The organism is Vibrio sp. 1CM24A, assembly GCF_023161725.1.
Lineage (GTDB): Bacteria > Pseudomonadota > Gammaproteobacteria > Enterobacterales > Vibrionaceae > Vibrio > Vibrio coralliirubri.
The window spans coordinates 655,583-682,476 of sequence record NZ_JALNTS010000001.1 but is presented as its reverse complement, the minus strand read 5'-3'; the positions used below and the strand labels follow the sequence as shown (position 1 = coordinate 682,476).

Sequence of the window (26,894 nt, the reverse complement as noted above, 5' to 3'; positions counted from 1 at the left end):
AGAACAAAAGCCCTAGTGAACTTAGAGCCTTTGAACGAAGCACCTAGCATTGATGTATCCGCTAAGGTGCTTCTCCCGATTCAATAATATCAATGCTTCATAGTACTGAGACTAATTTGAAACATTAATCAGCGTGACACTGCCATCGTCGTTTACTTCGGCGATTTGACCGTTAGGCTCTTCCATGAACAGTAGAGTCACAAAGCCAAGTACCGCTGTTGCAGCAATCACTAAGAAGAAGGTTTGGTAGCTCACGAATGACAACACAGTTAGGTAAACTACCGCACCCACGTTACCGTAAGCGCCCGTCATACCTGCAATTTGACCTGTCATACGACGCTTGATTAGAGGAACCGTTGCGAATACCGCACCTTCACCCGCTTGTACGAAGAAAGAACATGCCATTGCAGCAACAACCGCTAGCCATACAGGCCATGTGCTGTCGACTTGACCCATTGCGAAGTAACCCACAGCAAGACCAATCGTTAGAATAAGCAGTGTTGGTTTACGACCGAATTTATCTGAAATCCAACCACCACCTGGGCGAGACATTAGGTTCATAAAGGCATAAGCCGATGCAACCATACCTGCAAGAACCGGTGTTAATTCAAAGGTTTCAGAGAAGAACAGTGGCAGCATAGAAACCACAGCCAGTTCAGAACCAAATGTTGCGAAGTACAATACGTTAAGTACCGCAACTTGCTTGAATTTGTACTGGTGAATCTCTGGCACTTCTTCTTTAAATACGTTCTTGTTTACTTTCCAAACTTGCGACACTTCGTACACGTAAAGCGCAGCTAAACCGGCATACACTGAGTAAACCGCCATGTCTGACAACATGTTGATGTTGGTTGGTGATAGCTTCCAAGTCAGTAGCGCTAAAGCGGCATACATAGGGATCTTCATAATAAGTAGGAAGAAAAAGTCACCCTTTGATGTCACTTCCATCGCTGTTACTTGAGCAGGCTTGAAGTAAGTTGAACCTTTTGGTGTATCTGACACGTTTTTGTAGAAGATAAACGAGAACGCTAAGCTCATTACGCCAGTAATACCAACCGCATAACGCCAGCCGTCTTCACCACCAAACGCTAGAGCGAGGGTTGGAAGTGTGAATGCTGCTGCCGCTGAACCGAAGTTACCCCAACCGCCGTAAATACCTTCTGCAGTACCCAGTTCATTGTGTGGGAACCATTCAGACACAAGACGAATACCGACAACGAAACCTGCACCAATGAAGCCCAGTAGGAAACGAGCGATTGCTGCTTGAATGAAAGAGTCTGCCAGAGCAAACATGAAACAAGGGATAGAACAGACCGCGAGTAGCGAAGAGTAGACCAACCTTGGGCCGTATCTATCGGTTAGCATGCCTATTGCGACACGCGCCGGAATGGTCAATGCAACGTTGAGGATCAGGAGGGTTTTGATCTCTTCAGTAGAAAGACCAAGCGTGGTTTTTACCATTTGCAGTAGTGGGGCAAAGTTGAACCACACAACAAAGGTAATGAAAAAGGCCATCCAGCTTAGGTGTAAGACCTTCATCTTACCCGTAAATGAAAGCAGCGAAAATTTAGTGTTATCCATGGTTTAAATCCTTTAAATCTGGAAAATTACCTGGTTTGTGCATCTGCGTTACTTCCGAACTTCGAACGCTTTTAATGTGCATAAACCCTGTGCCGAAATTGCGCACGCCGATAAGCGTTTGCATGATAGTGTCGGCGTTTGAGTTAACTGGCGATAGCAAGAGGTGCGAGAACTTGAACTTGTTCTCCTTGCTTGCGAACTTCAAATTTCACGAGCTTGAGCTCAGGCTGTTCAAGACATTCGCCAGTTTCTAAGTGGTAATGCTGCTTGTATAGAGGTGAGGCCACGTAAGGCTCACCGCTTAATGAACCAATTATACCACGTGACATCACATTCGCCTTGCCGATGGGGTCGTAATTAGAGAGCCCATAAAGTGTGTCGCTACGCTTGCAGTAAAAAATAGCCACTTGGTTATCGTCTACTTTGGCGCAAATTCCCCCGTTTGGGGTTAGGTCGCGGGTGCTGCATACGGTTGTCCAATTTTCCATGACTTTCTCCTAGTCTAAACATAAAGCTAATAATCAATTTAATTTGGGTGATAGCCGACAGCAGTTTTCTTGGGCTGCGCCACTGTCGGCTATCGATATTGGGTTTAGTTGTTACTGATTCACAGACCGTCAATTCGTCTTACGAAACTTCCGTGACTTCGATTTGATCAGCCTTGGTTAGCATTTCATCGCGTTGTGAATCTGAAGAAGAGCTCAAGCTCGGCTTAGGAAAACGCTGCTCTCGCTCTTTGATGAAAGAGAGGCTAGTGTCCATTTCTTCACTGTTGATGTAGTGCTGGAAGCGCTTCATCTTCTCAGGATTTTCAATGGTGGTTTTCCATTCACACTGGTACTTCTCGATGTTGAGTGCGATGTCCGCTTCGAGTTCTTCAGCAACGTTGAGCTTGTCTTCAATCACGACTTGCTTGAGGTATTCAATGCCGCCTTCGAGGTTTTCCATCCAAACCGATGTGCGTTGTAGGCGGTCTGCGGTACGTGTGTAGAACATCAAAACGCGGTCGATGTATTTAAGGAGTGTGGTTTCGTCCAAATCAGTGGCGAATAGGTCTGCATGGCGAGGGCGCATGCCGCCGTTACCACAGATGTAGAGGTTCCAACCTTTGTCTGTTGCGATAACACCAATGTCTTTCGATTGTGCTTCTGCACATTCACGAGTACAGCCAGAAACCGCAAACTTGATCTTGTGTGGCGAGCGCAAACCTTTGTAGCGGTTCTCTAGTCGAATCGCTAAGCCAACACTGTCGTCGACACCGTATCGACACCAAGTGCTACCCACACACGATTTCACGGTACGAACCGATTTTCCGTAGGCGTGACCCGTTTCGAAACCTGCATCAATCAGCTTTTTCCAGATGATAGGCAGTTCGTTAAGCTGTGCGCCAAACAAGTCGACACGCTGACCACCGGTGATTTTGGTGTACAGGTCGAACTCTTTAGCGACTTCACCAAGTACGATCAATTTATCCGGTGTGATTTCACCGCCAGCAATACGCGGAACCACTGAGTAGGTACCGTCTTTTTGCATGTTGCCAAGGTAGATGTCGTTGGTGTCTTGCAGTTCGATGTGTTGATCTTCAAGGATGTAATCGTTCCAGTACGAAGCCAGAATCGAACCGACAGCTGGTTTACACACGGTACAGCCTAATCCGTTTCCGTGAGAATCTAACAGCTCATCAAAGGTCTTGATTTTGTTGACGCGGATGATGTCAGTCAGCTCTTGGCGAGAGTAAGCAAAGTGCTCACAGATATCGTTAGAGACTTCCACACCCAAGTTACTCAGTTCGCTATCGAGAACTTGTTTCGCAAGAGCAGAACAGCCGCCACAACCTGTTGAAGCATTGGTGGTTTCTTTCAAAGCCGCCATCGTGGTGCAGCCAGCAGAGACCGCGTCTTTAATATCGCCTTTGGTTACATCAAAACATGAACAGATCACAGCGCTATCAGGCAGAGCTTCAACACCCATTGCTGAGCCTGAATCATCGGCCACGTTAGGTAGAATCAATACCGATGGGTTTTCAGGAAGGGGCATATCATTTTGCTTGATTTGAAGTAGCGAACCGTAGGCTTCTGCATCACCGACCAAGACGGCACCGACAATTTTCGTGCCGTCAGCCGAAATGATCAGGCGCTTATAAACTTGTTCAATTTCATCATTATAGGTATACGATTGAGCACCTTCTGTCTTGCCGTGTACTTCACCAATACTGGCCACATCGACGCCAAGAAGTTTGAGCTTGGTGCTCATGTCTGCGCCAGTGAATGCAGCGTCGTCAGTACCATTAGAGACAATATGCGAAGCCGCAATCTTTGCCATCGAATAACCCGGCGCGACTAAGCCGAAGATCTTGTTGTCCCAAAGGGCACATTCACCAATGGCGTAGACGTTGTCGATATTGGTTTGACAGTGATTGTTGATCACAATACCGCCACGTTCGCCAATCTCGACATCAGAGCTGCGAGCTAGAGCATCTTGAGGGCGAATACCGGCAGAGAATACGATCATATCGGTTTCTAAATGGGTGCCATCGGCGAAGTTCATACGGTAGCGAGCGTTTTCACCGTCGACTATTTCAGAGGTCGCTTTCTCGGTATGAACTTGCACACCAAGGTCTTCAATCTTTCTGCGCAGTAGGGCACCGCCGCCGTCATCTAATTGAACGGCCATTAGGCGAGGCGCGAATTCAACCACATGGGTTTCCAAACCAAGGTTCTTGACTGCGTTTGCGGCTTCTAAGCCAAGCAGACCACCACCAATCACCACGCCAGATTTGCTGCCTTTGCTTGAAAGCTCGATGGCGTCTAAATCTTCGATAGTACGATAAACGTGACAGTGTTCTTGGTCATTACCGGGAATAGGGGGAACAAAAGGGAAAGAGCCCGTAGCCAAGATCAGCTTGTCGTAACTTTCAACATGGCCACTTTCAGTGATGACTTGTTGATTGGCGGTGTCTAGCTTAGCAACCTTCTGGTTCAACAAGTAGTTCACGCCGTTGCTTTGGTAATATTCTTCACTGGTCAATGACAGGTCATCAGCGCTTTTACCATTAAAGTAAGCCGTCAGCTGAACACGGTCGTATGCTAGCCTTGGCTCTTCACTAAAAGTAATCACATCAAACTCATCACTGTCTGATTGCAGGATGTTGTCGATAAATTTGTGTCCAACCATGCCGTTACCAACAACGACGATTTTCTTCTTGCTCATAATCCATTCCTTATTCTCGGCATCACCATCACTAGCATCTAATTTCTAGTAGTTAGCAGATGAATACCGGGTTGAGATTCCACTCAATTCATAATCATCAAGAAAAACAAAAATGTTTTTTCTAAGTCTTGGTTTTTAGTGGAGCAAGGAGGATGCCAGATTACGGTTCGTTCATTTAAATAAAAATTAACTTATAATTTTCAGTGATTTAAAAAATAGAGGTAGCGCGCAATTACCCCTAAAGTGGTATGTAAAATTTTTGTTAGATTTATATAAATGAGCATTTGTGGTGCAACTTTCCGCAAGATGGTGCAAAAATTAAGTTTCTATCTTGGTTAAGTTCTAATTGGTTCGTTGTTGATATTTGTGTTTTTATTAAGTTATTGTTTTTAAGTGAAATTATTTGATATTCATCAGCTGTTATTAAGTGGCGTGTTATTTGCTTGGTTTCAGTTATTACAATTATGGATAATTGAGCGAGAAACGGATGACCGATTCAAACAGCGGCTGGATAAAATCGACCTGTGCTTATTGTGGTGTAGGGTGTGGAATAGAAGCGAGACCGACATCGCTAGGAAAACTAGAAGTACGTGGTGATAAAGATCATCCATCAAACTATGGAAAGCTATGTACTAAAGGGATCGCGCTCGGCGACACCGTCACGCCTTTGGGTCGTCTTACACAGCCTGCTTATATTCAGAATGAGCAAAAACAAGAGCTGGATTGGAACAGTGCCACTCAGTTGGTCGCAGACAAATTCAATCAAACCATCGAAGAATTTGGGGCCGATTCGGTTGCGTTCTATGTGTCTGGGCAACTGCTGACCGAAGACTACTATGTTGCCAATAAACTGATGAAAGGCTTCATCGGCAGTGGCAACATCGACAGTAACTCTAGGCTATGTATGGCTTCAACCGTAGTCGGGCATAAGCGTGCATTTGGCGCAGACACAGTGCCAGTTTGCTACGAAGATCTCGAGCAAGCCGAACTAGTCGTGATTACAGGTTCCAACTTAGCATGGTGTCACCCGGTACTTTTCCAAAGATTAAAAGCCGCGAAACAAGCCAACCCTGAATTGAAAGTGATCGTCATCGACCCTCGTTATACCGACACCTGTGAAATCGCGGACATTCACTTGGCATTGGAATCCGGCTCAGATGTAGCACTATTCAATGGTCTCTTGGGTTATCTCGACGATAACGACAAGCTAGATGCAGACTACATAGAAAACCACACTCAAGGCTTTACTGAATCGATTCGATCTGCAACTCAATATCGCTATACCGAATCAGGCTGGGGCGACAAAAGCGTTCCTGAGCTGACAGGGTTAACAGAGCAGCAGCTAAAACAGTTCTACAGTTTGTTTGCATCGAACGAGAAGGTGCTGACCATTTACTCCCAAGGCGTGAACCAATCCACACAAGGGTGCGATAAGGTAAATGCCATTATTAACTGCCATTTAGCCACTGGGAAAATCGGTAAACCGGGCATGGGGCCATTCTCTGTAACGGGCCAGCCGAACGCGATGGGTGGGCGTGAGGTGGGCGGTTTAGCTAATACCTTAGCGGCGCATTTTGAATTTGGTGACCCGCAATCACACCAAACCGTCAGTGAGTTTTGGCAAACCGACAGCTTAGCCACACATGCGGGTTTAAAAGCAATTGACCTGTTCGATGCGATGAATGAAGGAAAAATCAAAGCAGTTTGGATCATGGCAACCAACCCAGTCGTGAGCCTACCTGATAGCGAAAAGATCAAAGCCGCATTAGAGAAGTGCCCATTTGTGGTGGTGTCTGATTGTATTGCCGATACGGAAACCACTCGCTTGGCCGATGTGGTGCTACCCGCACAAGGGTGGAGTGAGAAGTCGGGCACTGTGACCAACTCTGAACGCCGAATCTCACGTCAACGCCGTGTGTTACCAAGCCCAGGGGAAGCCAAACCCGATTGGTGGATACTAAAAGAAGTCGCACAAAAAATGGGATTCAAAGAGCAGTTCGAGTTCCGCCACGAAGGTGAGATCTTCAAAGAGTATTGCGAGATGACAGCGCTCGGCAATGAAACAGGCAAAGCACGTGACTTGTGCTTAATTGGACTCACTCAACTTGATGAGAAAGGCTATGGCGAACTTACTCCACAGCAATGGCCAGTGCTAGAGTATCAGCCAGAGATCATTGAGCAGCGCATGTTCACCAATGGCGAGTTCTTTACTGAATCAGGCAAAGCGCAGTTTATTGCAGTTGAGCACGACAAACCGATTGCCGATACCAGCCTGGAATTCCCACTTATCATGAACACAGGTCGAATCCGAGACCAATGGCACACCATGAGCCGCACTGGCTTGGCCGCAGGTTTAGGTGAACACACCCCAGAGCCTTTTGTTGCAATGCACCCAGATACGGTTTCAGAACTGAACTTGGATGAGTTCGGGCTAGATGCTTTCAACCACGCCACTATTAATCCAGTGGTGAAAGTGCGCAGCGCACAAGGGGAGTGCCAAGCCCGCTTAGTAGTGACCAAAGAGATGCGCCGCGAACAAGTCTTCATGCCTATCCACTGGAACGCACCGACCGCCAAAGACAGCAAACCATGTGACTTGATCTTGCCTCATACCGATGCGGCATCTGGTCAGCCAGAATTCAAACACACACCTGTTGTAGTAGAGCCGTGTGGTTATCGCAGTGAAGCCGCACTGGTCAGTGACAAGGTGATGGATTGCAGCGGCTTTGATTACTGGGTACGCCAAAGAGTGGAGGGCGGTTTTCTGTATCGTATCTCGTCATCCAAGAACCCAATGGAACTGGTGATTCAGCTTGCTAATACCCTCGATGCCTTGCCAGAACCTGACGCAGAAGCGATTAAATCACTCCATTACCACGGCAATAAATCATTCAAGAACTACGGCTCTGCCAAGCTGGGTCAGTCTGGCGTAAAGCAAGCTTTCGTGGTGAACAGTAAGCTCGACCATCAAAGCATCGACTGGCTGGTGGAATGCCTAACCCGAGAAGCCGATGAAGAGTTCGAAGCCGAGTTTTTGAGTACCATGGCGAAGTAGTTACTACCTCTCACTTATCCATACCTAAAGCAAAAATGCCGACAATCATGTTGGCGTTTTTGTTTGAGAACACGATTCCCAAGATAACACCTTCATTGCCTGAACTGCGGTTTACTCACACATTAGGGAGTTTTCTGCATTTTGCCGAAACTATATGGAAAATTTCTGCTTTTTGTCATGTTTGATACGAAGAAAAGTAGGTAAGATGATGTTATTAAATGAGTTATTGGGCTAAGTGTAGTGTGTTTTGGAAACTAGACAGAATTGTTTCAGGGGCAAAATGCAGAATTATTCTGTCTAATATAGCTGTTATGTGCTTAGGAGAAGTATTGAAAGTGAAAGCACCCAAAAGTGAATTGGTCAGTAGGGCTGGAGTCCACTATGCAGGATATGTATTTTCGACAGAGGGAGTCATATTCAGAGAAACGTCATCAACTGATGTAGGTGTTGATGGACAATTAGAGTTAGTTTCTGATGATGGCATAGCTACAGGTTTGCTACTAGGTGTTCAAGTTAAAAGTGGAGATTCTTTTGTAGACAATCATTCAGGGATTTTCTCATTTAAATCTAGTAGGGCTCATTTTGAATACTGGCAACAATTACGTATTCCTGCTATTGGTGTAGTTTACTCTCCAACCCTTAAAAAAGCGTCTTGGTTTGATCTTACGAAACACGCTAGTGTGATACTTGAAAACGACAAGCCACCTATAATCAAGCAAAAAATCAATAAAAGTAATGTACTTGAAATAGGGCAAGGGCTAAACGAGTTAATAAAGTTAGCGCATCAATATTATGAACTTCCGGTGACGAAAGAGGACGTGGAGAAACTGGTCGTTATTCAAGAGCAAGTCGTTGACTCTATTCAATCATCAAAAGAAGATTCATGGAAAAGGCTTATATCCATATTCTTTTCATCCGATAGTGATAGCGACATTATAGGTGAAGTTGGTTATCGCTTGTCATGGTATTTCCCAACAGTTTCCGATTTACAAAAAGAACAATTCAAAAGTCGATTAAAGCTGTTAACACTTTCAGAATTAAACCGGATTTTTTGTGCTATCAAGCTTGCTTTTGATCGGAATCGAGATGACGTTGTATCACTAATTTTGGGCTTAATTAGCTATCATCCTCAGATAACTGAATTTCTCGATAAACTTGATGAAAATGGTTTTATTGCTTCCGAAGATAAGTGGATACTTGAGCAGCTTAAAGAATACTTAGAACAACTTTAAGACGCACATAACAAAGCGTTTAAGAGCGACTCCAAACGCTTGCTGGTTTCGCTTCGCTCAACAGTGTAGCAAGCGCCCGTCGCGCCTTAACGCGGCGTTAGAGCTACAAGGTAAAACTAGTGATTTACGAAAGTTCTTATTGGAAGCAGCCTTTGCTAGAAAGCGCACAAAGGTTGCTCACGATGAAGTCTGAAATTGACCTAAGTGAAGATACATTAGCGCAAATTGAAAAAGACATTTTTATCGGTTTTTACTCAATAAGGAAGCTCTTCGATACTATTAAGGTTACAGATGCTCTGAAAAGTAACAAGTATACTGTTACTTGGTTCCCACATCAGGGAAGTGAGGTTACTTGGTTAAACAACTACAGAGTTGATGAACATTACAATTTAAATAGCAAGAATACTGAAACCAGAGATCTTTGGTTTATTGCTAGTAGGTTAATTCATAGTTTTGTCTTTCAAATAAGCCTAAGTGAACAAGGTGGTTTGGAAGGAATATTCTTTGCTTCAGACTCAGATAAGAATAAGAAAGTCTATTATCTGTCAGTTGAAGCCATCGCAGGTTTTTTCAATGATGTTGGCAATAATTATGTAACTGAAATTAGCCATTCCTATGATGATGTAACTGCTCAGTTAATAACTGTGGCAAAGTAGCTCTAACAAACTGTTTAAGAGTGATTCGCAACGCGTGGCATTTTTACCATGCGTTGTGTTTAGTGGTTAAGGTGGTTTGCGGAAGCATCGGTATTGCGTTGCTCACACCTTAACAGGGCGTTATATGCTAGTCGTTTAAATTTAGAGAGTGATATGTTTAAAAATATTAGAAAAAAACATGAACATCATGTTATGAGCCTTGAGTTAGCTCTAGGTGAATCTGAGTTATTAGGCTTGTCTCCGTCAATTCCTGATTATAGAGCGCTTACTCGTCAAGACATGGAAGCGTTGTTTCAAATCATTGATAGCGTACAACCTAAGTTAAATTACGACCATATGGCAGGGGCTTGTTTGTATGTGCATTCACATCTAAAAGAAGCATTTGCCCAACAAGGGTATAAATCGGAATTGGTTTTTGGCGATGTACTTGTTAATGGTCAACCACACATGGGATGCGACTTAGGTATGCTGAAAGCTCAGTTAAATACGGGTATTTCAGATGCATCGCAGAAAGTTCACTGTTGGTTGTTACTAGAAAGTGGGCAATTTTTTGATGCGTCATTGTTTAGAGATATTACTAATGGTTTGTATGCGGCAGAGCTTTATGGCTATGGAAATACTGGACTAGATGGATTCCATTTTGAGTATAGACCAATGCTTTTAGGAGCAGCATTCATTTCAAAAACCAACCCTAACCCGCAAGTGCGCATATAACAAAGCGTTTAAGACAGATTCGCAACGCTCGGAATTTTTTTACGGCACAATGGTTTAGGTTAGGTGGTAGCGTTGCTCACTACTTAACGCGGCGCCATATGACACGAGACTCACATAGTGATACCATCAATTAAAAGTTCATTATTTAAATTGGAAGAATGATATGTTTAAAAAAATAATATTGTTGAGCCTAGCTGCGCTACCTTCTGGTGTTTATGCTGATACCAGTGATGAAATTAATGAATGGTATATTGCTCAAAATGGACAATACCTCATCCGAGATTCAATCAATGATGGGTATTATGCAAACTTGAGCTCCAATCAACGTGGAGATTTAAACGTCTATTTACAGTTCTGGGATGAAGCTAAATGTAAGACTGATGGTGATAAAGTCGTGGGTCACGATCCACTGTATGTAAATGACAAGCTTGTTAAGTACTCACAAGCATGCAATGGTTCGTGGCGAACCTTTTTTCCGTCTACTGAAGCTGGCAGAAAATACATAGTGTCACAGTTTAAAAAGAAGAACCTAGTTGAGATAACAACTTATAAAAAAGATTTCAAAGTTCTTTTTTCCGCTAAGGGCTTTACAAAGCTATTCAATGAGAAACGAATGCAGTTAGACGCAATCTAAAAAGAATCATATAACAAAGCATTTAAGAGTGATTCCCAACGCTTGGTATTTTTTAGTTCAAGGTTGGGTTTCGTGTTTATGGCGCAATGGTTTTGGTTAGGTGCTAGCGTTGCTCACCTTAACAGAGCGTTAGGTAGCTAAGGAGTTTTAAGTAGAGAATATGAAACCAAGTATAAGTGATGTATTAAAAGCTCTTCAGGATAGTTGGTCTTTAGAAAGCACTGAGGAACCAGAAAACTGGACTCAATCTAATCCAAGTCGTGGGCAATGTGGAATATCTGCGCTAATAATTAACGACTATTTTGGCGGAAAGCTAGTTCTATGGAAGGTATTTTTGGGTGAAGATCAAGTTGGCTTTCATTACTCAAACGAGTTACCCGATGGCACGCTATTTGATTCAACTGGCGATCAATTCTGGGAAAGTGAAGAGCTAAAAGAACCTTCTTCGTTTGAAAGACCAGATAAACTACCAAAAAATGGAGCTGACCGGTATTTGGACTTATCAAATTTGGTTCGTAGTAAATTGGAAAGTTATCGGGTAGGAGCGGAAGTCTCTACCTAACGCGGCGTTCTACCGCAATCAATCATCTAACCTTTTTATAGCTTTACGGTAAACATCGCTACGTTCGCGTTTTCCGACTGCTAAGACGGTCACAATGATGACATCGTCTTCAACTTTGTAGACGAGACGGTAGCCCGATTGGCGCAGCTTAATCAGCTCCAGAGAGTTTTGAAGCCGGAACATGCGGGTTATCTGAGCGCTCGATTAGTTTTTTCTTAAATTGTTGTTGAAGCGTAGAGCCAAGCTTTTTCCACTCTTTGAGTGCGCTCTTTTTAAAGTCGAGTTTCTAGGTCATCAATATTTACCGAAATGCTATCTTCAGATTCACGCTCTTTAGCGATAGCTAGTAGTTCAAGATCTTCGAGTCTGTCCATCATCATTTCGTACGCTTCGGCAGGTACGCAATAAAATGCTGGTTCATTTCGGTTCAGTACAGCAACCGGTTCACCGTAAGCACTAGTTGCAACTTTCATAGGGTTAGCTTTCAACTCAGTAATGCTTGCAACAACATCGGCTAAAATTCTAGTGGTCATGTAATAGGTCTCTTAAGTGGTTTTTGTTTTGGTCATTTTAGCCTCAACCAAGCGGTATACAAGTTGCTTAAGATTGATTCGCAACACGTGGCATTTGTGGTTTAATTGAATTTAGTGATTACGGTAGCTTTACCCGGATTAAGTGGTGTTAACCGCATCTTAGCAAGGCGTTATAGAGAGTCAAAAGGAAACTATACATGGAACTAGTAGGAAGGTTATTGGGTTATGAATTTTTTGTACCTTTTTTAATAACATGCGCGATCTATGGCGTACTCTTTTCCTTGGTATATTTTGTTTATAAAACAGTACGTTCATTTATTGTTAAGTCCTATATCTCACATAGCTTGAAGCCAGAAACCAATTATAAAATTCAAAAGATTATTGCTATAACAAAAAGCATCAATGTTCCTGGTGAATTACCGGATAACTACCAATCTTTATGGAATTCAATATACAAGAATAAAAACAACTATGAGAGTATGAAGAGCTCTATTGGTTTTTTTGAATTAGCAATGTGTAACTATAAAAAATCAGATACAGATTCAGCTGACTTACTAGGAATCATCGATTTACTTGATAACTTTAAAGAGCAAGCACTTCGTCAGAGTAAGTATTTTTATGAGACTCGTGAAGCTATAAATATTTCGCTTTCATATGTGTTGGTTTCAAAGCACTTTCTGGTGTCAAGTGATTCGCTATAACAAGCATTGAAGAGTGATTCCCAACGCTTAGCATTTTCAGTTTAAGCTTGGGCTTTGTGTTTACGGCGCATTGGTTTAGGTGGTAGCGTTGTTCGCACCTAAATTGGTATTTATACGCTTTGGGGAACTAATGATTCAGAGTATTTATGACGAGATGTGGCAAAGGTTTGAGCTAGCATCAGTTCACAACGATTATGAGCTAGACTCGAATCTATTAGATATTGCTAGTGATACCCGAAGGGGGATTACAGCTTTGGCATATTTAAAGCAGGGTAATCGTTCTGTTCTTGATGAAATCATGAGCTTTCAGAAAGCAGTATGTGAAATAGAACCCAACCAATACTACCATCCGCTTGAAGAACTGCACCTAACCGTTCTGTCGGTAATTTCATGCGTACCAGAGTTTGAACTCAGCGAAATCAATATTCATTCTTATACCGAAATATTTCGTTCGGTCTTGAGTTCAAATCAACAGATAGAAATAAAATATCAAGGTGTTAGTGCGTCCCCCAATTGCATTCTACTGCAAGGTTTTCCTGTCAGTGATTCTTTGGAACAGTTTAGAAATGAACTTAGAGCTCAATTAAGCAAAGCGGGGTTAAGGGTAACTTTTGACAGCCGTTATAAGTTGGTTACAGCGCACAGTTCATTAATTCGGTTCAGAGTCCCAATTAGTAATAGTCGGCAGTTTTTTAGGTTGTGTCAGCAGTATCGAAATTATGATTTCGGTAGCATCGTACTGAAAGACTTTGAACTGGTGTTTAACAACTGGTATCAAAACTTGGCAGTAACGAAGTCTTTGGCTAGAGGTTCTTTGTTAGACTAAACGCGCTTATAACAAGTACCTAAGAGTCAGCCTAAACCTCACATCATCAAATATCCAGTGCACGATTTCAAAAAAACAAACAACTAAGTCAGAAACCCAAACACTTGGCACTTTATGTCAGTGTTGGGTTTGTTGTTTTGTAGAAAGCTAACCAAACAGGGCGCCAATAACGGCGCCCTTTGTGTTAGTTGGAAACGCTATAAGTGTCGTAGTCACGAAGTAAGAAGATTGCGATACAGGCTGCGAGCATTGGCCAAGAAGCGAAGAACAGTAGGTTGTTGAACGGGTCCATGTATTTTCCAAAAGAGGAAAAGGTAGAGCCTGCATGCAGGACTAAAATGGCTCCGTAAGTGTACTTTTTCCACATACCTACGACGAATGCGCCTAAAAATCCGAGCTGCGCGACACCCAGAGCCATCATCGCATTGTTCGAGAAGTCGATGCCGTAAAAGCCAGACAGTACTTTTGTCGCGTGCTCAGGGACAAGGATCTTATCCAAGCCCCAGAATAAGAAGACGATAAAAATGCCGATTCTCAGCAGTAGTAGGCTAGTTGCCAGTTTAGTTTGAAGTGTCTTTTCCATGATATCCCTTGTGATGCATTCAATGATGCGATGATTTAAATGTTCATCAAAGGAGACCCATAGCCTTCACGTTTTCTTTCGCGGTTTTTCAGTGGCTTATGTAACAGGAAATGTCTGGTTGGTTTGTTCCTCAATGTTATCGGACTCAAAATGCTGCTGCTTGAGTAAGCTGATAGTCAGGTTTATTGGCATCGGTTTATAAAAATAGAAGCCTTGGATATAGTCGACACCTAGCTTAGATAAGATTTTCACTTGTGACTCATACTCGACACCTTCTACGATCACTTGCATGCCTAAGGTGCGTGATAGTTGAAGCATGGATTCTAGCAAAGGGAGACCAAAGCTGGATTCGTCGGATATGTTTTTCACGAACACACGATCGATCTTGAGAATGCTGAACGGGAACTGTCTTACGAAATCTAACCCTGCGTAGCCTGTACCAAAATCATCAATCGCGACTCTTACGCCCATGTTCGATAGCTTGGTTAGGTTGTCTCTAATTTTGAGCATGTCGGCATCAGAACATTCACCATCTTCTGTTACTTCAAATACCACCTGCTTGAGGATTTCAGGGTGTCTTTTAAAGATGCTGATCACCTTGTTAGAGAAGTTACTGTTGGACACGACGTTGCGGCTGATGTTAACGCTGATGTACTTTGATTCGAACACGTCTTGATTGCTTTTCAACGTCATTAATACTTTGCGCAGCACGAAGTAGGTGAGCTCCTCAATCAAGCCTAAGCTTTCAGCAAGCGGGATGAAAATAGCCGGGGAGACGTTACCTTCAATTGGGTCGTTCCATCGTAATAGTGACTCACAGCCGACGATCTCATTGGTGTTTTGGTTAACGATAGGCTGCATGTGAACATGAAGGTGCTGGTTTTTTAGCGCACTTGAAAGCGAATATTCTAAGCTACGTTGGCTCTGCTTTTTATGTTTGATGGAAAGGAGAATAATGGTGGTGATTCCGGCCATCAAAAAGCCAAACCACAAATAGCTCAACATGAAGTGAAGATAAAATTGATACCCAATGTATGAGGTGATGGTCAATGGGTAGGTGTTTGATTGTATCCGCACCTTGGCGATTGATGAGTCAATATCGGTAGGGTGGATATCTCTTTTGATCACTTCAACTTTAGCCTGTATTCCATGGTTGCTCAGGTTTGTTTCAACAAGGTCATAGATGAAGTGTGGCGGAATCATCAGGCTCACTCCGGCATCTTCTTTGTTCGAGAAAATGAGCATAATGGACTGAACTTGCGTGATGGCCGAGTTGGAATACGACAGGGTCGTTAAATTCGGGTCGTCGTTGAGCCGCTGCCTGATGGTGCTGTATAGGCGAAATGAAACGTCACCATCGGTGGTTGAACAGTAAAATCGGTTCTCTTTATTGAATACCGCTGCTTCTTTTACCCAATCGGCTTCAAAAACGTTTTGTCGAAGCTGTCTAACGATCGCCTCGCAAGACTGTTCAGGTCTAACTTCAGATAAAAAACGGTCGAACCTTGATTGGATCCCTTCTAACCTGGTTTCGACTAACCTTGATGTGTCTTCGGTTAATGTTTGGTAGTGATACGGTGTAAAAGGAATGAGCATTGCCATGGAAAAAAAGAAAGAGATGGCAAAGTAAAATGAAGTCTTGGCAATGTTTTGGTACTTGATATCCATAGTTGGAGAAGCGTTACCGATTTATGTGAGCATTCGATTTAATTTATAAAGTTAACGATTATGTAGCAATATAAATAATTAATATTGTGAATGTAGGCACGAATTATTGATATAAATAATATGTTTTCTAGTTTTACCAGCAAAATCTTGATGTTATCTCGTTTATTTGAGTTATCGAGGCGTCATTTTTGATGATTCATGCGGATAACAAATGCTTATATCCTGATAAGTTTTGTTGTTATTTGGCCGAGCTGAATGAACTGAATGAACTGAATGAACTGAATGAACTGAATGAGCTAAATATTGAGCCATGTTTAAATTAATAAAGTCACGACACGATTCGTTTTGGTGGTGACAGCATAAGGGATGTTTATGAAAAAACTGATATCAGCACTCATAGCGGTGTGCTTCTCATTCTCTGCGTTGGCCGATGACGGTGTTGTTGATTGCGAGAATGCGATGAATACCATCGAGATCAATCAGTGTGCGGCAATTGAGTTGGAATCTGCACAAGCGGAACTGGATAAATACCTTGCAGCCAGCTTTGAGCACAATGCTTATGATGCTGAGCTGGTGGCATCAATTAAGAAGGCTCAGGAGAGCTGGCAGGTGTACATGACAGCGCATTGTGACTCGGTGTACACCCAATGGCGTGATGGTTCCATTCGAGGGGTTATGGCGCTTTCCTGCAAGACAAGGTTAACCAAGCAGCGCACGCATGAGGTGTGGGCGAATTTCTTAACCTATATGGACAGCACGCCTCCCATTTTATCAGAGCCTAAATTAGCGCCGTAGGCAGATTTGAAATACGTACAGGACTGTGCACCTGCTTCAACCTTTGGCGTGCGAATAAGAAAGCGATAGGGGATTGTCTTACTCTGTCGTTCTTAGTCTCTAGTTTGAAGTATTACCTAGCAAGGATTCGATTTTGAATAATGTCAGTATCACCCTTATTCAGCTTGAAGTTGAATACAAAAACAAACAAAAGAACATTGATTCGGTCTCTGATCTTTTGCAAGCGGAGCTGTCAGTCGGGGATATTACTTTACTGCCTGAACTGTTCACGACTGGGTATATTTTTAACGAGGCTGAAGAAATTCACGAATTGGCTGAAGACTTCACCGAAAGCAGTACGATTGATTCATTAACTCAGATGGCAGCGAAACATCACACCTTGATTGTTGCGGGCATTGCCGAGAAAGATAGCGGCCAATATTACAACAGTGTGGTGGTTGTGGATGCTTCCGGTTTACGACACAAATACAGAAAAATCAGTCAAACCAAATTTGATAAGCAGTATTTCTCGAGAGGGGAGGAACGCCTCACGTTTGAGCACAAAGGCTTGAAGTTTGGTGTCGCGATTTGCTTTGATATTTGGTTCCCAGAGATCATGAGAGCCTATCAGTCGGTCGATGTTATTCTTCACCCTGCCAATTTCGGCGGGCAGCACAGTTTTGCTATTGCTCAAGCAAGGGCTTTAGAAGAGGGGTGTCATGTCGTGACATGTAATCGGGTTGGGCAGGATGTGGTTGATTCGTTTACCGCGACTTATTCTGGTGGAAGCAGAGTCTACTCACCCAAAGGGGAGTTAGTGACTCAACTTAACGAAAAGCAATCTATAGAAACTGTGAGTATTCAAGATCTCTCGATTGCGCCGCAATACAATGGCGTTGATGTTGAAGATGAGATTCAGCAAATCACCGCTCTCTTAAACCGTTAGACCGTTAAATCGTTAGAACAGAGACTAGCGCGGTATAAGATCGAAAAACGCAAGGCGATTAAGCCTTGCGTTTTAGCTTGGGAACCAAGCGTTCTTATGCTTGATCGTTGATTTGATTCAGATGTTCGACTGAATGGGCGTTTTTCATCCGCTGAGCTTGATGGATATTGACCATAAGGCGATTGAGCAGTTTTTGCAGTCGTTCAATATCCGGCAGTTGTTGATTTTTGGCTTCGACTTCTAGCTCCAATGCCTGCTTAGAAAGCATGTTAAGACCTAAGTTTAGCGACATGCCTTTAATGGAGTGCAGAGTACGACAAAGTGGCTCCAACTCCTTCGCTAAATAATATTCGATGACACGATCAACCGACTGTTCGAACTCAATAATGGTTGAGTCGATGAGTAAGCTGAACCCTTCCGTGTCGTCTTTCAGTATGTGTATCACTTCTGAATGGCTGATCTCTTCTTCCGTTAACCTTAACGTTTCAATAGGCTTACGATGAAGCTCGACAATATTTTCATTCTCACTCGAACCTTCGGCTGCGATTTGTTTCGGTAATCGACTTGAGAACTGTTGTAGGGCGTCGAAGAAACTCTCTTGCTGCAGAGGTTTGGTCAGAATATGGTCGACACCCGCCTGAATAAAGTTGTCATGCGCCTCACGGAATACATCGGCCGTGTAAGCGAATATCAAGGTATCGAGTTTCAGTTTTTCGCGGATGTGATGTGTTGTTTCGACCCCGTTCATTTCAGGCATATGATTGTCCATCAAGATAAGGTCATATTGAGTGGTTTTGAGGCGTTCAATCGCCAATTTTCCGTTCTCCGCATGATCGACATGATGGCCGAGTTTTTCACAGAAGCCTTGTGCAACAATGGCATTAATACGGTTATCTTCCACCAACAGGATACTTAACGAGTCATAACTGAGGGTTTCTGCATCGACTACATGAGTTGCGATGTCTTTCGCTTTGCTTTCTTGCCATGTGATAGGCAGAGAGACTTGGAATTTTGTGCCAAGCCCAACAGCACTGGTTAATGTGATTTCTCCGTTCATGAGGTTGACTAGGTTCTTAACGATTGCGAGGCCAAGCCCTGTTCCGCCAAACTTCCTTGTTGTGGAAGTGTCGGCTTGTTCGAACGAATTGAATACTTGCTCGTGTTTATCTTTCGGGATACCAACCCCGGTGTCTGTCACGGTCAGAATCAACTGGTTGTTGGGGCGATTGAGGTCAGCTTGAATGGACACATGACCTTCTTTGGTGAATTTGGTCGCATTGCCACCCAAGTTGAACATGATTTGACGTAGCCTTGCACAGTCTCCGACGAGTTGGATGTTTTTCGGTATGTTATTTTCGATCAACAGGCGAATGCCTTTTTCATCCGCTAAGGGTTTTAGTGCGCTGCATACCGGCTGCATGACTTGAACAAAGTTAAAGGGAGCCACGTCTAGCTCAAGCTTGTTTTCTTCGACTTTTGAGAAGTCCAGAATGTCGTTGAGTATCGTCATCAAGTGGTGACCAGAATCGAGAATGATGTTGATGTTCTCTTTTGTTTCGGGTTCTTGGGTCTGGCTTGCAATGATTTGAGATATTCCAAGAACGCCGTTCATTGGCGTTCTGATCTCGTGGCTCATGGTAGACAGAAAATCGCCCTTAGCTTTTACTGCGGCTTCAGCTTTGGTTCGTTCGGCGATTAGCTCCTGAGTTTTCGCTCTCATTTCACTGTCATTACTGATCAAATTGGCTGTCATTTTTTGAAAGCTTTGTTTGAGATGAGCGATTTCGTCTTGGGTGTTTATATTCGAACTCAACTCCAGAGTTGCAGCACCTTGATCCAAATGGCCAGCGGCAACTTGGTTAGTGGCCTCAAGTAGGGTGTGTAATCTTCGATTAATACGCTTTGACGCCCACGCAGCAACAAGGAGTGAGATGAACACGGAAAACAGTGTTCCGAGGATTAATATGTAGCTGGTTTGATTGGCTGAGCTCTCCGATTTTTCGACCCTGAGAATAATAAGTTGTTGTTCAATTTCAATGAATTGAGCAATCTCTTGGCGGATCTCATCAATCAATTTTTTTCCGGTTTGCTGCTGAGTGAGGTCGATGACACTTTGTATTTCAGCTTCGCCTTTATTGACAAGGCTGCGTTGATTGATCTCTTTCTCTCCAGACTGTTTCAGCCATGTTTTATGAATATCATCGATTCTATATAGGCGTTCTACTTGAGGTGGGTTATCACTCACTTGATTCGCAAGGGTTTGGAGTTTTTGAGGCCATACATCAAGAGCTAAATGGTAGGGTTCTAAAAAAACAGGATCACCCGTGATCAAGTAACCACGTTCAGCCGTTTCTATGTCGACTGTTAAGCTGAGAAGTTCTTGAGCCCGAGCGATGGCTTTATGTGTGTGTACAACCCAACTATTGTCTTTTACAACCGTTCGGGTGTTTTCATGGACAGAAAAAGCCACGATAAGCATCAAAGCGATAGGAATCAAAAAGCTGACTAATAGCTTTTTCTGTAGGGATATATTGTCAAACCAACCCGCGATCATAAAACAGCGCTCTCCATGTCGTTGTTATTCAATGTTAGTGTAGATGATAATCAGTCGTTAAGTGCGCAAATAGTTGCTGAGTGCGTAAATACATACTTTAGCGTGTAAGTTTCGCATATTAACGGCATTTTAGGGGCGATTAAGCGGCGTTATTATGTTTCAAAGACAAAAAAGCTAGCTCAATAAGCTAGCTTTCAACGGTGTGATGAGTGTGGCGAGTATTAAAGCGCTTTTACGCTGCTTCGTTCAACAAGAGTAGGTTCAAGTTCAACGACTTGCGGATAAGCATCTGGAGTTTGTAATCTGCTCAAAAGCGTATCCACTGCGGCTTTACCTAAACGATGTTTTGGCTGGTGGACAGTGCTTAACGCGGGTGTCATGTACTTCGACAGGTGGATGTCATCGTAGCCAATGATAGACAGATCATTCGGAATCGATGTGCCATCTTGCGCCGCAGCGTGAATCACGCCCATCGCCATCATATCGTTACTGACGAACAAGGCAGACGGCATTTCGCCACGAGTTTTCAATGTCTGATAAGAGTCAAAACCACCGTCACATTCAAAGTTGGATTCAACAATCCACTTAGGGTTGATCTCTAAATTGGCTTCTTCCATTGCTTGCTTGAAGCCTTGATAACGAGACGAAGCTTGATTGCGGTGCAGTGGCCCTGTGATACAACCAATTTGAGAATGACCGTTATCAATCAGGTGCTTAGTTGCCATGTAGCCACCTTGGTGCGAGTTGTCTTGGATCTTATCGCTCGCAAACAACATTGGGCCCCAATCCATTACTACAACAGGCAGTTCTGGGTAGCGCTCGAATACATCGATATGTTCACCTTCAAGGGTAGAACACATTAGCATCAGGCCATCGACACGCTTTTGCAGCAAGGTATCGATAGAGGATTTCATGCGTTCGCTATCGCCTTCGGTGTTACACAAGATAAGGTTGTAGCCTTTTTCGTAGCAACGACGTTCCACACCCTTTACCACTTCACCAAAGAAGGGGTTGGTGGATGTGGTCACTAGCATTCCCAAGGTTTTGGTTTGCTTCATTTTCAAACTGCGAGCCAATGCAGAAGGCGCATAGTTGAGTTCTTTAGCCGCACTGTTAACACGCTCAGCAATCTCTTCACTGACAAAGCGTGATTTGTTGATCACGTGGCTCACGGTAGAAGTCGAAACCTTTGCGAGCCGTGCGATGTCTTTCATTGTTGCCATAAAAAATCCTTGTGGGAATAACCTTCCACGTTGGGCGATATTCTGCCTGAAAACAGGGGCTTATTCTTGTTATTTGTTGTTACCGAATTTGAAGGCTAACATCCGTTAACCACGATTTAGCTCAGGAGTTAAGCCTTCAAATAGGTATCAAGCTAAGCAGACAGTTGCTCTGCTAAAAACGCATCAGTTTCAGCACGGCTTGGAATCGAGGTTTGAGCACCAAAGCGTGTTACAGAGATAGCAGCAGCAGCGTGGGCAAATTTAATCGCACGCTCTAGTGGCATATCTTCAAGCAAGCCTGTCACTAGCGCGCCGTTAAAGGTGTCACCTGCGGCAGTTGTATCTGTTGCTTCAACACGGAAACCTGCGATTAATTTACCTTCGCTGGCTTCATTGCCTTGACCGCGATGACTCACCCACACGCCTTTCGCGCCTAGCGTGATCATTACCGTTTCGATGCCTTTAGCATGCAGAGCCAACGCAGCCTGATGAGCAGACGCGTTGTCCGTCACGGTAATGCCTGTCAGCACTTCTGCTTCAGTTTCGTTCGGTGTAATCACGTCAACACAAGCAAGCAGTGAATCCGATAATGGACGAGCAGGAGCCGGGTTTAGAATGACTTGCGTGCCACTCTCTTTTGCTACTTTTGCTGCGTATTCAATGCCTTCAATTGGCGTTTCAAGCTGAGTCAGCAGGTATTTAGCGCCGCGAATCTTTTCTAGGTGCGGCTCGATTTGATCGCAAGTCAGCTTGTCGTTCGCTTCCGCAGAAAGACAAATGCTGTTTTCGCCGGTTGCTGATACTTGGATCATCGCAATGCCAGTCGGCGTGTTGTCCGCAACGATCACACCGTCGATGTTGATACCATCTTTAGCAAAATCTTGACGAATGTTGATGCCAAATGGGTCGTCACCAACACAGGCGATGAAGCCAATGTCTGCGTTTAATCTTGCTGCCGCTACGGCTTGGTTTGCGCCTTTGCCGCCAGGAATGACCTGATAGTTACCGCCAATCAAGGTTTCACCCGGACGAGGGAACGAAGGAACTTGCAGTACGTGGTCAGCGTTAACGCTACCTAAAACAATCAGTTGAGTCATGATACGAGCCTTATGATATATCGTATTTGAAAATGCATGGGTCTTTCTCATGGTGTTGAGTGCGCTCTCCTTTAGGAGCGGAATGAGAAACAGCGATGCACTGTCGGGTTTTGCTTTTATGTTAAGTCAGTGAGCTAATGAGCTAAGCTAAGCTAAGCAAAGCAGGGGATAGGGGACCCCTGCTTTATATCGCGTTACTTAGTAACGATTACTTAGCGATGATTTTTAGAGGTACTGGTACGTACTCGTCTACTGTTTCGCCTTTCAGTACTTTGTCTGCCATTTCGATACCTAGAGAACCGATTAGGTCAGGCTGTTGTGCAACCGTTGCGCCAAGTAGGCCGCGGTTAACTGCTGCGATGCCGTCTTCTGTGCCATCAAAGCCAACGATCATTACTTCTTTACCTGAAGCTTGAACTGCGCGAAGTGCACCTAGAGCCATTTCATCATTCTGAGCGAATACTGCTTGTACGTCTGGGTTAGCAGCAAGCAAGTTTTCCATTACGTTCAGACCTTTAGTACGGTCGAAGTCAGCAGGTTGGCTTGCTAGAAGCTCAAGGTCGCTGCCGTTTACTGCGTTCATGAAGCCTTCACCACGTTCACGAGCAGCAGAAGTACCAGCGATACCTTCAAGTTGGATTACTTTCGCTTTTTCGCCCACTTTTTCCATGATGAAGTGGCCTGCCATTTCGCCGCCGATTACGTTATCAGAAGCGATGTGGCTCACTACGTCACCACGGCTTGCACCACGGTCTAGCGTTAGTACAGGGATGTCTGAGCGGTTAGCAATACGAATCGCGTTAGACACAGCGTCTGAATCCGTTGGGTTAATCAGGATTGCTTTAACACCACGAATGGTTAGATCTTCAATGTTCGAAAGCTCTTTGCTTGGGTCGTTTTGAGAATCAAGAACGATAAGCTTGTAGCCTAGCTCTTCCGCTTTCGCTTCTGCGCCATCTTTCATGGTTACGAAGAATGGGTTGTTCAATGTAGACAGAACGATTGCCATTGTATCTTGCGCCTGTGCAGACACAGATACCGTTGTAGAAAGAAGAGCAGCAGAAATAAGAGTCGCTAATTTTTTCATGGTGTAAGTCCTTTGTGTAGGGTGAGCTAGGAGGTGAGTCCTAGCTCGTAGTTACATTATTTATAGATTCTAATATTTTAAGGTAAAACAGGGTGTTACTTGTATTAACCTAGAGTGTGAATAGGTTTTATTTGTTTTTGTTGTCGACCAATACCGCCAGAAGAATAACCACTGCTTTTGCAATCATCTGGTAGTAAGAAGATACGTCTAACAGGTTTAGGGCGTTGTTTAGGAAGCCGATAATCAGAGCACCAATCAATGTGCCCATGATGCGACCACGACCGCCGGCCAAGCTTGTGCCACCCAGAACTACTGCGGCGATAGCGTCGAGCTCATAACCCATACCTGCGGTAGGTTGAGCAGATGACAAACGAGATGCCACGATGATGCCTGCAACCGCTGCTAACAGACCACAGATTGCGTAAACGCCGATTTTTACTTTGTCTACGTCGATGCCTGATAGGCGAGTTGCTGATTCGTTGCCACCCAGAGCGTAAACGTAGCGACCAAAGCGTGTGTGGTTAAGTAGGTACCATACCGCTGCGAATACCACGACCATGATCCATACTGGAACTGGGATGCCCATTGCGTAGCCTGTACCGAACCAAGCGAATGCGTCTGCTGTGTCTGTAAAGCCAGTCGAGATAGGACGACCGTCGGTGTAAACCATGGTCACGCCGCGCAATAGAGTCATAGTCACAAGCGTTGCGATGAAGGCTTGAACCTTACCCTTGGCGATAATCACGCCACTGATTGCACCTAATGCTGCACCTGCTACAAGAGCGGTTGGCACGGCGATCATCACTGGAATTTCCATGCCAATCATGCTGGCTGCGAATGCACCACAAAGTGCCAGTACAGAGCCAACACTCAAGTCGATACCCGCGGTTAAGATAACCAGCGTCATACCTACAGCGATAATTGCGTTAACCGAGGTTTGGCGCAGAATGTTCAGGATGTTGTCGACAGTAAAGAAGTTCGGGTTTAAGAAAGAAACGACAACAATCAGGAAGATCAAAGCAATCAATGACTTTTGATCAATCAGCCACTCTTTGCTGATTAACGGTTTTTTCTTTGGAGCTTCAGTTGTTTTGCTCATGGTTTTAGTACTCATGCTGCGTCCTCGTTGATCTTTTTACCGACCGCACACGCCAGTAATAATTCTTGGTTTGCTTCTTTAGCATCAAATTCACCGCTTACACGGCCTTCATGCATCACCATGATGCGGTCACTCATTCCTAATACTTCTGGCATTTCAGATGAGACTAAGATGATGCTCATGCCGTCGGCTTTAAATTTATTAATGAGTTGGTAAATCTCTTTCTTAGCACCGACATCGACCCCGCGCGTTGGCTCGTCGAGAATTAGTACTTTTGGTTTGGTCATCAAGCCCTTAGCGATAGCCACTTTCTGTTGGTTACCACCAGAAAGGTTGCCAATAATCTGTTCGCGAGTCGGGGTTTTGATGTTGAATAACTTGATGAAGTCATCAACCGCAATCACTTCGTCTTTATGTTGGATTTGACCGCTCTTTGTTAGTAGGTCAAGCGAACATAACGACATGTTTTCTTTAACAGAAAGCCCTAGAACTAAGCCATCGCCTTTACGGTCTTCAGAGATGTAAGCAATGCCATTGGCCAAGCCGTCTTTCGGGCTTACAGGGTTGATGGTTTTGTTTTCTAGGTTGATGACGCCGCGTTCACTTGGAAGGGCACCGTAAATCACTTTCATCAGTTCGGTACGACCCGCGCCCATTAGGCCAGATACACCCAGGATTTCACCGCGTTTTAGCGTAAAGCTCACGTCGTGAACACCAGAACCCGTCAGGCCAATCACTTCAAGACATGTTTCACCGTGGCTTTGGCCGATACGCGGATATTGCTCGTCTAGCTTACGGCCAACCATCATTTCGATTAGGCCATCTTCGTCGGTGTCTTTTACTTCACACTGACCAATGAACTTACCGTCACGAAGCACGGTGATGTCATCACAAATCTCGAAGATCTCTTTCAAACGGTGAGAGATGTAAACAATGCCACAGCCTTCATCACGCAGTTCGTTAATCACCTTAAACAGAGATTCAGTTTCGGTATCGGTTAACGCATCGGTTGGTTCATCCATGATGATGACTTTAGATTCAAACGATAGTGCTTTCGCGATCTCTACCATTTGCTGCTCACCAAGGCTCAACTGACCTAGAGGTGTTTTCGAGCTGTGTTTCACATTAAGGCGTTTAAGTAGCTTGTCTGCTTCTTGGTACATCTCGTTCCACAAGATGCGACCCATGGTGCCCGTGATTTCACGACCTAAGAAGATGTTCTCGGCAATGGTCAACTCAGGAATTAGATTCAGTTCTTGGTGAATGATACTAATGCCGGCTTGTTGTGAATCACGAGGTCCTTTAAATGCGGCAGGCTTTCCTTGGTAGGCGATAGTGCCGCCGTCCAAGTGGTAGATACCCGTAAGCACTTTCATAAGCGTTGATTTACCCGCACCGTTTTCACCCATTAACGCCATTACGCGTCCTGGATAAACGTTGAGGCTTGCCTTATCCAGTGCTTTAACACCAGGGAAGGCTTTCTCAATTGAGCTAAGTTCTAAAATGGCTTGAGTCATGTCGGTTCCTTTACTCGGGGCCAGTTGTATTTGATTGTTTTGGTTCAGTGATGACACTGAGCTGTCGTTGCGCTTAGGTTCAAACGCTGAGCTTGAGCTAAAAGGTTACGCCAGCTTGGAAAATAACATTTGCGTATGGTGTGCATTCACCAGTGCGAATCACTGCACGGCTTTCATGCGTTCGCTGTTTGAATTCTTCATGAGTGATGTAAGTAATCGAAAGCGATTTGCCGCAACGCGCTTCTTCTGTCTTGATTAAATCAATCAGTGCTGCGTGGTGTTCTGGGCTTACTTTCGCAAACTCTTCTGCAATCACAACACCTTCGATTTGAGATTCATCCAGCATGGTTTTTACCGTTTGCTGAAAGCTTGGGACACCGTGAGTTAAAGCAAGATCAATACGAGTTACGTGGTCTGGAATTGGTAAACCCGCGTCACAAATCGTGATTTCATCTGTGTGGCCAAGAGTCGCCACTAGGTAAGAGAGTTCAGAGTTTATTAGAGTACTTTTTTTCATATCACGACCTATCGAAAAATAACGCTTGATGGGTTGAGGACAACTCAAGAAAAGCCATCGAAACGTTTCGATAGTGATAATAGTGTCTGATTTATCATTTGCACGTTTGATTGTTTTAGAGTGTG

Annotated in this window: 24 protein-coding genes; 10 read left to right on the top strand and 14 right to left on the bottom strand. The window is 44.1% G+C overall.

What is annotated here, in order from left to right; all coding sequences use genetic code 11:
- Positions 1–111 precede the first annotated feature (111 nt).
- From MSG38_RS02830 to nirB, 3 genes are all read right to left on the bottom strand, one after another.
- Positions 112–1,581, bottom strand: a complete 1,470-nt coding sequence (locus tag MSG38_RS02830) for a NarK family nitrate/nitrite MFS transporter (protein WP_248400945.1) — start codon at positions 1,579–1,581, stop codon at positions 112–114.
- 143 nt (positions 1,582–1,724) lie between these two features.
- Positions 1,725–2,069 carry a nitrite reductase small subunit NirD gene (nirD, locus tag MSG38_RS02825; protein ID WP_055319440.1) on the bottom strand — a complete coding sequence of 115 codons (345 nt, stop codon included), beginning with the start codon at positions 2,067–2,069 and terminating at the stop codon, positions 1,725–1,727.
- A gap of 139 nt (positions 2,070–2,208) precedes the next feature.
- Positions 2,209–4,791 (bottom strand): nitrite reductase large subunit NirB, encoded by a 2,583-nt coding sequence (nirB, locus tag MSG38_RS02820; RefSeq protein ID WP_248400944.1) that lies wholly within the window; start codon positions 4,789–4,791, stop codon positions 2,209–2,211.
- A gap of 472 nt (positions 4,792–5,263) precedes the next feature.
- On the opposite strand from nirB, the gene MSG38_RS02815 reads away from it, so the two are divergent.
- The 6 genes from MSG38_RS02815 (at position 5,264) to MSG38_RS02785 (ending at position 11,644) form a co-directional block, all read left to right on the top strand.
- Positions 5,264–7,846: a nitrate reductase gene (locus tag MSG38_RS02815; protein WP_248400943.1), complete on the top strand. Its 2,583-nt coding sequence runs from the start codon at positions 5,264–5,266 to the stop codon at positions 7,844–7,846.
- Between the two features lie 335 nt (positions 7,847–8,181).
- On the top strand, positions 8,182–9,078 hold the full coding sequence (locus MSG38_RS02810) for a DUF4365 domain-containing protein (RefSeq protein ID WP_248401084.1): 897 nt from the start codon (positions 8,182–8,184) through the stop codon (positions 9,076–9,078).
- 182 nt (positions 9,079–9,260) lie between these two features.
- Positions 9,261–9,734 (top strand): hypothetical protein, encoded by a 474-nt coding sequence (locus MSG38_RS02805; protein ID WP_248400942.1) that lies wholly within the window; start codon positions 9,261–9,263, stop codon positions 9,732–9,734.
- 153 nt (positions 9,735–9,887) lie between these two features.
- The gene (locus MSG38_RS02795; RefSeq protein ID WP_248400941.1) at positions 9,888–10,448 is read left to right on the top strand and encodes a hypothetical protein; all 561 of its coding nucleotides are present in this window, start codon (positions 9,888–9,890) and stop codon (positions 10,446–10,448) included.
- 163 nt (positions 10,449–10,611) lie between these two features.
- Positions 10,612–11,082 (top strand): hypothetical protein, encoded by a 471-nt coding sequence (locus MSG38_RS02790; RefSeq protein WP_248400940.1) that lies wholly within the window; start codon positions 10,612–10,614, stop codon positions 11,080–11,082.
- 160 nt (positions 11,083–11,242) lie between these two features.
- Positions 11,243–11,644, top strand: coding sequence for a hypothetical protein (locus MSG38_RS02785; RefSeq protein WP_061025733.1), 402 nt, complete (start codon positions 11,243–11,245; stop codon positions 11,642–11,644).
- Positions 11,645–11,662: 18 nt separating this feature from the next.
- Here MSG38_RS02785 and MSG38_RS02780 read toward each other — a convergent pair whose 3' ends face one another.
- Together MSG38_RS02780 and MSG38_RS02775 are read right to left on the bottom strand one after the other, a co-directional pair.
- Positions 11,663–11,827, bottom strand: coding sequence for a type II toxin-antitoxin system RelE/ParE family toxin (locus MSG38_RS02780; RefSeq protein WP_248400939.1), 165 nt, complete (start codon positions 11,825–11,827; stop codon positions 11,663–11,665).
- Positions 11,828–11,916: 89 nt separating this feature from the next.
- Entirely contained in the window at positions 11,917–12,177 is a 261-nt protein-coding gene (locus MSG38_RS02775; protein WP_248400938.1) for a type II toxin-antitoxin system Phd/YefM family antitoxin, read from the bottom strand.
- Between the two features lie 197 nt (positions 12,178–12,374).
- On the opposite strand from MSG38_RS02775, the gene MSG38_RS02770 reads away from it, so the two are divergent.
- Complete coding sequence (locus MSG38_RS02770) at positions 12,375–12,878, top strand: hypothetical protein (RefSeq protein ID WP_248400937.1); 504 nt, start codon at positions 12,375–12,377, stop codon at positions 12,876–12,878.
- Positions 12,879–13,008: 130 nt separating this feature from the next.
- Complete coding sequence (locus tag MSG38_RS02765; protein WP_108194780.1) at positions 13,009–13,704, top strand: hypothetical protein; 696 nt, start codon at positions 13,009–13,011, stop codon at positions 13,702–13,704.
- Positions 13,705–13,888: 184 nt separating this feature from the next.
- Here MSG38_RS02765 and MSG38_RS02760 read toward each other — a convergent pair whose 3' ends face one another.
- Together MSG38_RS02760 and MSG38_RS02755 are read right to left on the bottom strand one after the other, a co-directional pair.
- Entirely contained in the window at positions 13,889–14,287 is a 399-nt protein-coding gene (locus MSG38_RS02760) for a hypothetical protein (protein WP_248400936.1), read from the bottom strand.
- Positions 14,288–14,383: 96 nt separating this feature from the next.
- The gene (locus tag MSG38_RS02755) at positions 14,384–15,955 is read right to left on the bottom strand and encodes an EAL domain-containing protein (RefSeq protein WP_248400935.1); all 1,572 of its coding nucleotides are present in this window, start codon (positions 15,953–15,955) and stop codon (positions 14,384–14,386) included.
- 372 nt (positions 15,956–16,327) lie between these two features.
- On the opposite strand from MSG38_RS02755, the gene MSG38_RS02750 reads away from it, so the two are divergent.
- Positions 16,328–16,750, top strand: coding sequence for a lysozyme inhibitor LprI family protein (locus tag MSG38_RS02750; protein WP_248400934.1), 423 nt, complete (start codon positions 16,328–16,330; stop codon positions 16,748–16,750).
- 133 nt (positions 16,751–16,883) lie between these two features.
- Positions 16,884–17,675 (top strand): carbon-nitrogen hydrolase family protein, encoded by a 792-nt coding sequence (locus MSG38_RS02745; protein WP_048608667.1) that lies wholly within the window; start codon positions 16,884–16,886, stop codon positions 17,673–17,675.
- A gap of 94 nt (positions 17,676–17,769) precedes the next feature.
- Here the strand turns inward: MSG38_RS02745 and MSG38_RS02740 are convergent, their stop codons facing one another.
- The 7 genes from MSG38_RS02740 to rbsD all read right to left on the bottom strand — a co-directional run bounded on the left by MSG38_RS02740 (position 17,770) and on the right by rbsD (position 26,769).
- Entirely contained in the window at positions 17,770–20,229 is a 2,460-nt protein-coding gene (locus tag MSG38_RS02740; protein ID WP_065676252.1) for a CHASE3 domain-containing protein, read from the bottom strand.
- A gap of 221 nt (positions 20,230–20,450) precedes the next feature.
- Positions 20,451–21,452, bottom strand: coding sequence for a substrate-binding domain-containing protein (locus tag MSG38_RS02735; RefSeq protein WP_048613455.1), 1,002 nt, complete (start codon positions 21,450–21,452; stop codon positions 20,451–20,453).
- 152 nt (positions 21,453–21,604) lie between these two features.
- The gene (gene rbsK, locus MSG38_RS02730; RefSeq protein ID WP_019823674.1) at positions 21,605–22,549 is read right to left on the bottom strand and encodes a ribokinase; all 945 of its coding nucleotides are present in this window, start codon (positions 22,547–22,549) and stop codon (positions 21,605–21,607) included.
- Positions 22,550–22,757: 208 nt separating this feature from the next.
- Entirely contained in the window at positions 22,758–23,636 is an 879-nt protein-coding gene (rbsB, locus tag MSG38_RS02725) for a ribose ABC transporter substrate-binding protein RbsB (RefSeq protein ID WP_017058470.1), read from the bottom strand.
- 127 nt (positions 23,637–23,763) lie between these two features.
- Positions 23,764–24,750 carry a ribose ABC transporter permease gene (gene rbsC / locus MSG38_RS02720; RefSeq protein WP_017082395.1) on the bottom strand — a complete coding sequence of 329 codons (987 nt, stop codon included), beginning with the start codon at positions 24,748–24,750 and terminating at the stop codon, positions 23,764–23,766.
- Complete coding sequence (rbsA, locus tag MSG38_RS02715; protein ID WP_009844906.1) at positions 24,747–26,252, bottom strand: ribose ABC transporter ATP-binding protein RbsA; 1,506 nt, start codon at positions 26,250–26,252, stop codon at positions 24,747–24,749. Before rbsA ends, rbsC begins: the two co-directional genes overlap by 4 nt.
- A 97-nt stretch (positions 26,253–26,349) precedes the next feature.
- On the bottom strand, positions 26,350–26,769 hold the full coding sequence (rbsD, locus tag MSG38_RS02710; protein WP_017060853.1) for a D-ribose pyranase: 420 nt from the start codon (positions 26,767–26,769) through the stop codon (positions 26,350–26,352).
- Between the last annotated feature and the right edge of the window lie 125 nt (positions 26,770–26,894).

Excerpts from the sequence above, each read along its gene's own strand:
- MSG38_RS02830 (WP_248400945.1), bottom strand. The coding sequence starts at position 1,581 with ATGGATAACACTAAATTTTCGCTGCTTTCATTTACGGGTAAGATGAAG.
- nirD (WP_055319440.1), bottom strand. The coding sequence starts at position 2,069 with ATGGAAAATTGGACAACCGTATGCAGCACCCGCGACCTAACCCCAAAC.
- nirB (WP_248400944.1), bottom strand. The coding sequence starts at position 4,791 with ATGAGCAAGAAGAAAATCGTCGTTGTTGGTAACGGCATGGTTGGACAC.
- MSG38_RS02805 (WP_248400942.1), top strand. The coding sequence starts at position 9,261 with ATGAAGTCTGAAATTGACCTAAGTGAAGATACATTAGCGCAAATTGAA.
- MSG38_RS02795 (WP_248400941.1), top strand. The coding sequence starts at position 9,888 with ATGTTTAAAAATATTAGAAAAAAACATGAACATCATGTTATGAGCCTT.
- MSG38_RS02790 (WP_248400940.1), top strand. The coding sequence starts at position 10,612 with ATGTTTAAAAAAATAATATTGTTGAGCCTAGCTGCGCTACCTTCTGGT.
- MSG38_RS02785 (WP_061025733.1), top strand. The coding sequence starts at position 11,243 with ATGAAACCAAGTATAAGTGATGTATTAAAAGCTCTTCAGGATAGTTGG.
- MSG38_RS02780 (WP_248400939.1), bottom strand. The coding sequence starts at position 11,827 with ATGTTCCGGCTTCAAAACTCTCTGGAGCTGATTAAGCTGCGCCAATCG.
- MSG38_RS02775 (WP_248400938.1), bottom strand. The coding sequence starts at position 12,177 with ATGACCACTAGAATTTTAGCCGATGTTGTTGCAAGCATTACTGAGTTG.
- MSG38_RS02770 (WP_248400937.1), top strand. The coding sequence starts at position 12,375 with ATGGAACTAGTAGGAAGGTTATTGGGTTATGAATTTTTTGTACCTTTT.
- MSG38_RS02765 (WP_108194780.1), top strand. The coding sequence starts at position 13,009 with ATGATTCAGAGTATTTATGACGAGATGTGGCAAAGGTTTGAGCTAGCA.
- MSG38_RS02760 (WP_248400936.1), bottom strand. The coding sequence starts at position 14,287 with ATGGAAAAGACACTTCAAACTAAACTGGCAACTAGCCTACTACTGCTG.
- MSG38_RS02755 (WP_248400935.1), bottom strand. The coding sequence starts at position 15,955 with ATGGATATCAAGTACCAAAACATTGCCAAGACTTCATTTTACTTTGCC.
- MSG38_RS02750 (WP_248400934.1), top strand. The coding sequence starts at position 16,328 with ATGAAAAAACTGATATCAGCACTCATAGCGGTGTGCTTCTCATTCTCT.
- MSG38_RS02740 (WP_065676252.1), bottom strand. The coding sequence starts at position 20,229 with ATGATCGCGGGTTGGTTTGACAATATATCCCTACAGAAAAAGCTATTA.
- MSG38_RS02735 (WP_048613455.1), bottom strand. The coding sequence starts at position 21,452 with ATGGCAACAATGAAAGACATCGCACGGCTCGCAAAGGTTTCGACTTCT.
- rbsK (WP_019823674.1), bottom strand. The coding sequence starts at position 22,549 with ATGACTCAACTGATTGTTTTAGGTAGCGTTAACGCTGACCACGTACTG.
- rbsB (WP_017058470.1), bottom strand. The coding sequence starts at position 23,636 with ATGAAAAAATTAGCGACTCTTATTTCTGCTGCTCTTCTTTCTACAACG.
- rbsC (WP_017082395.1), bottom strand. The coding sequence starts at position 24,750 with ATGAGTACTAAAACCATGAGCAAAACAACTGAAGCTCCAAAGAAAAAA.
- rbsA (WP_009844906.1), bottom strand. The coding sequence starts at position 26,252 with ATGACTCAAGCCATTTTAGAACTTAGCTCAATTGAGAAAGCCTTCCCT.
- rbsD (WP_017060853.1), bottom strand. The coding sequence starts at position 26,769 with ATGAAAAAAAGTACTCTAATAAACTCTGAACTCTCTTACCTAGTGGCG.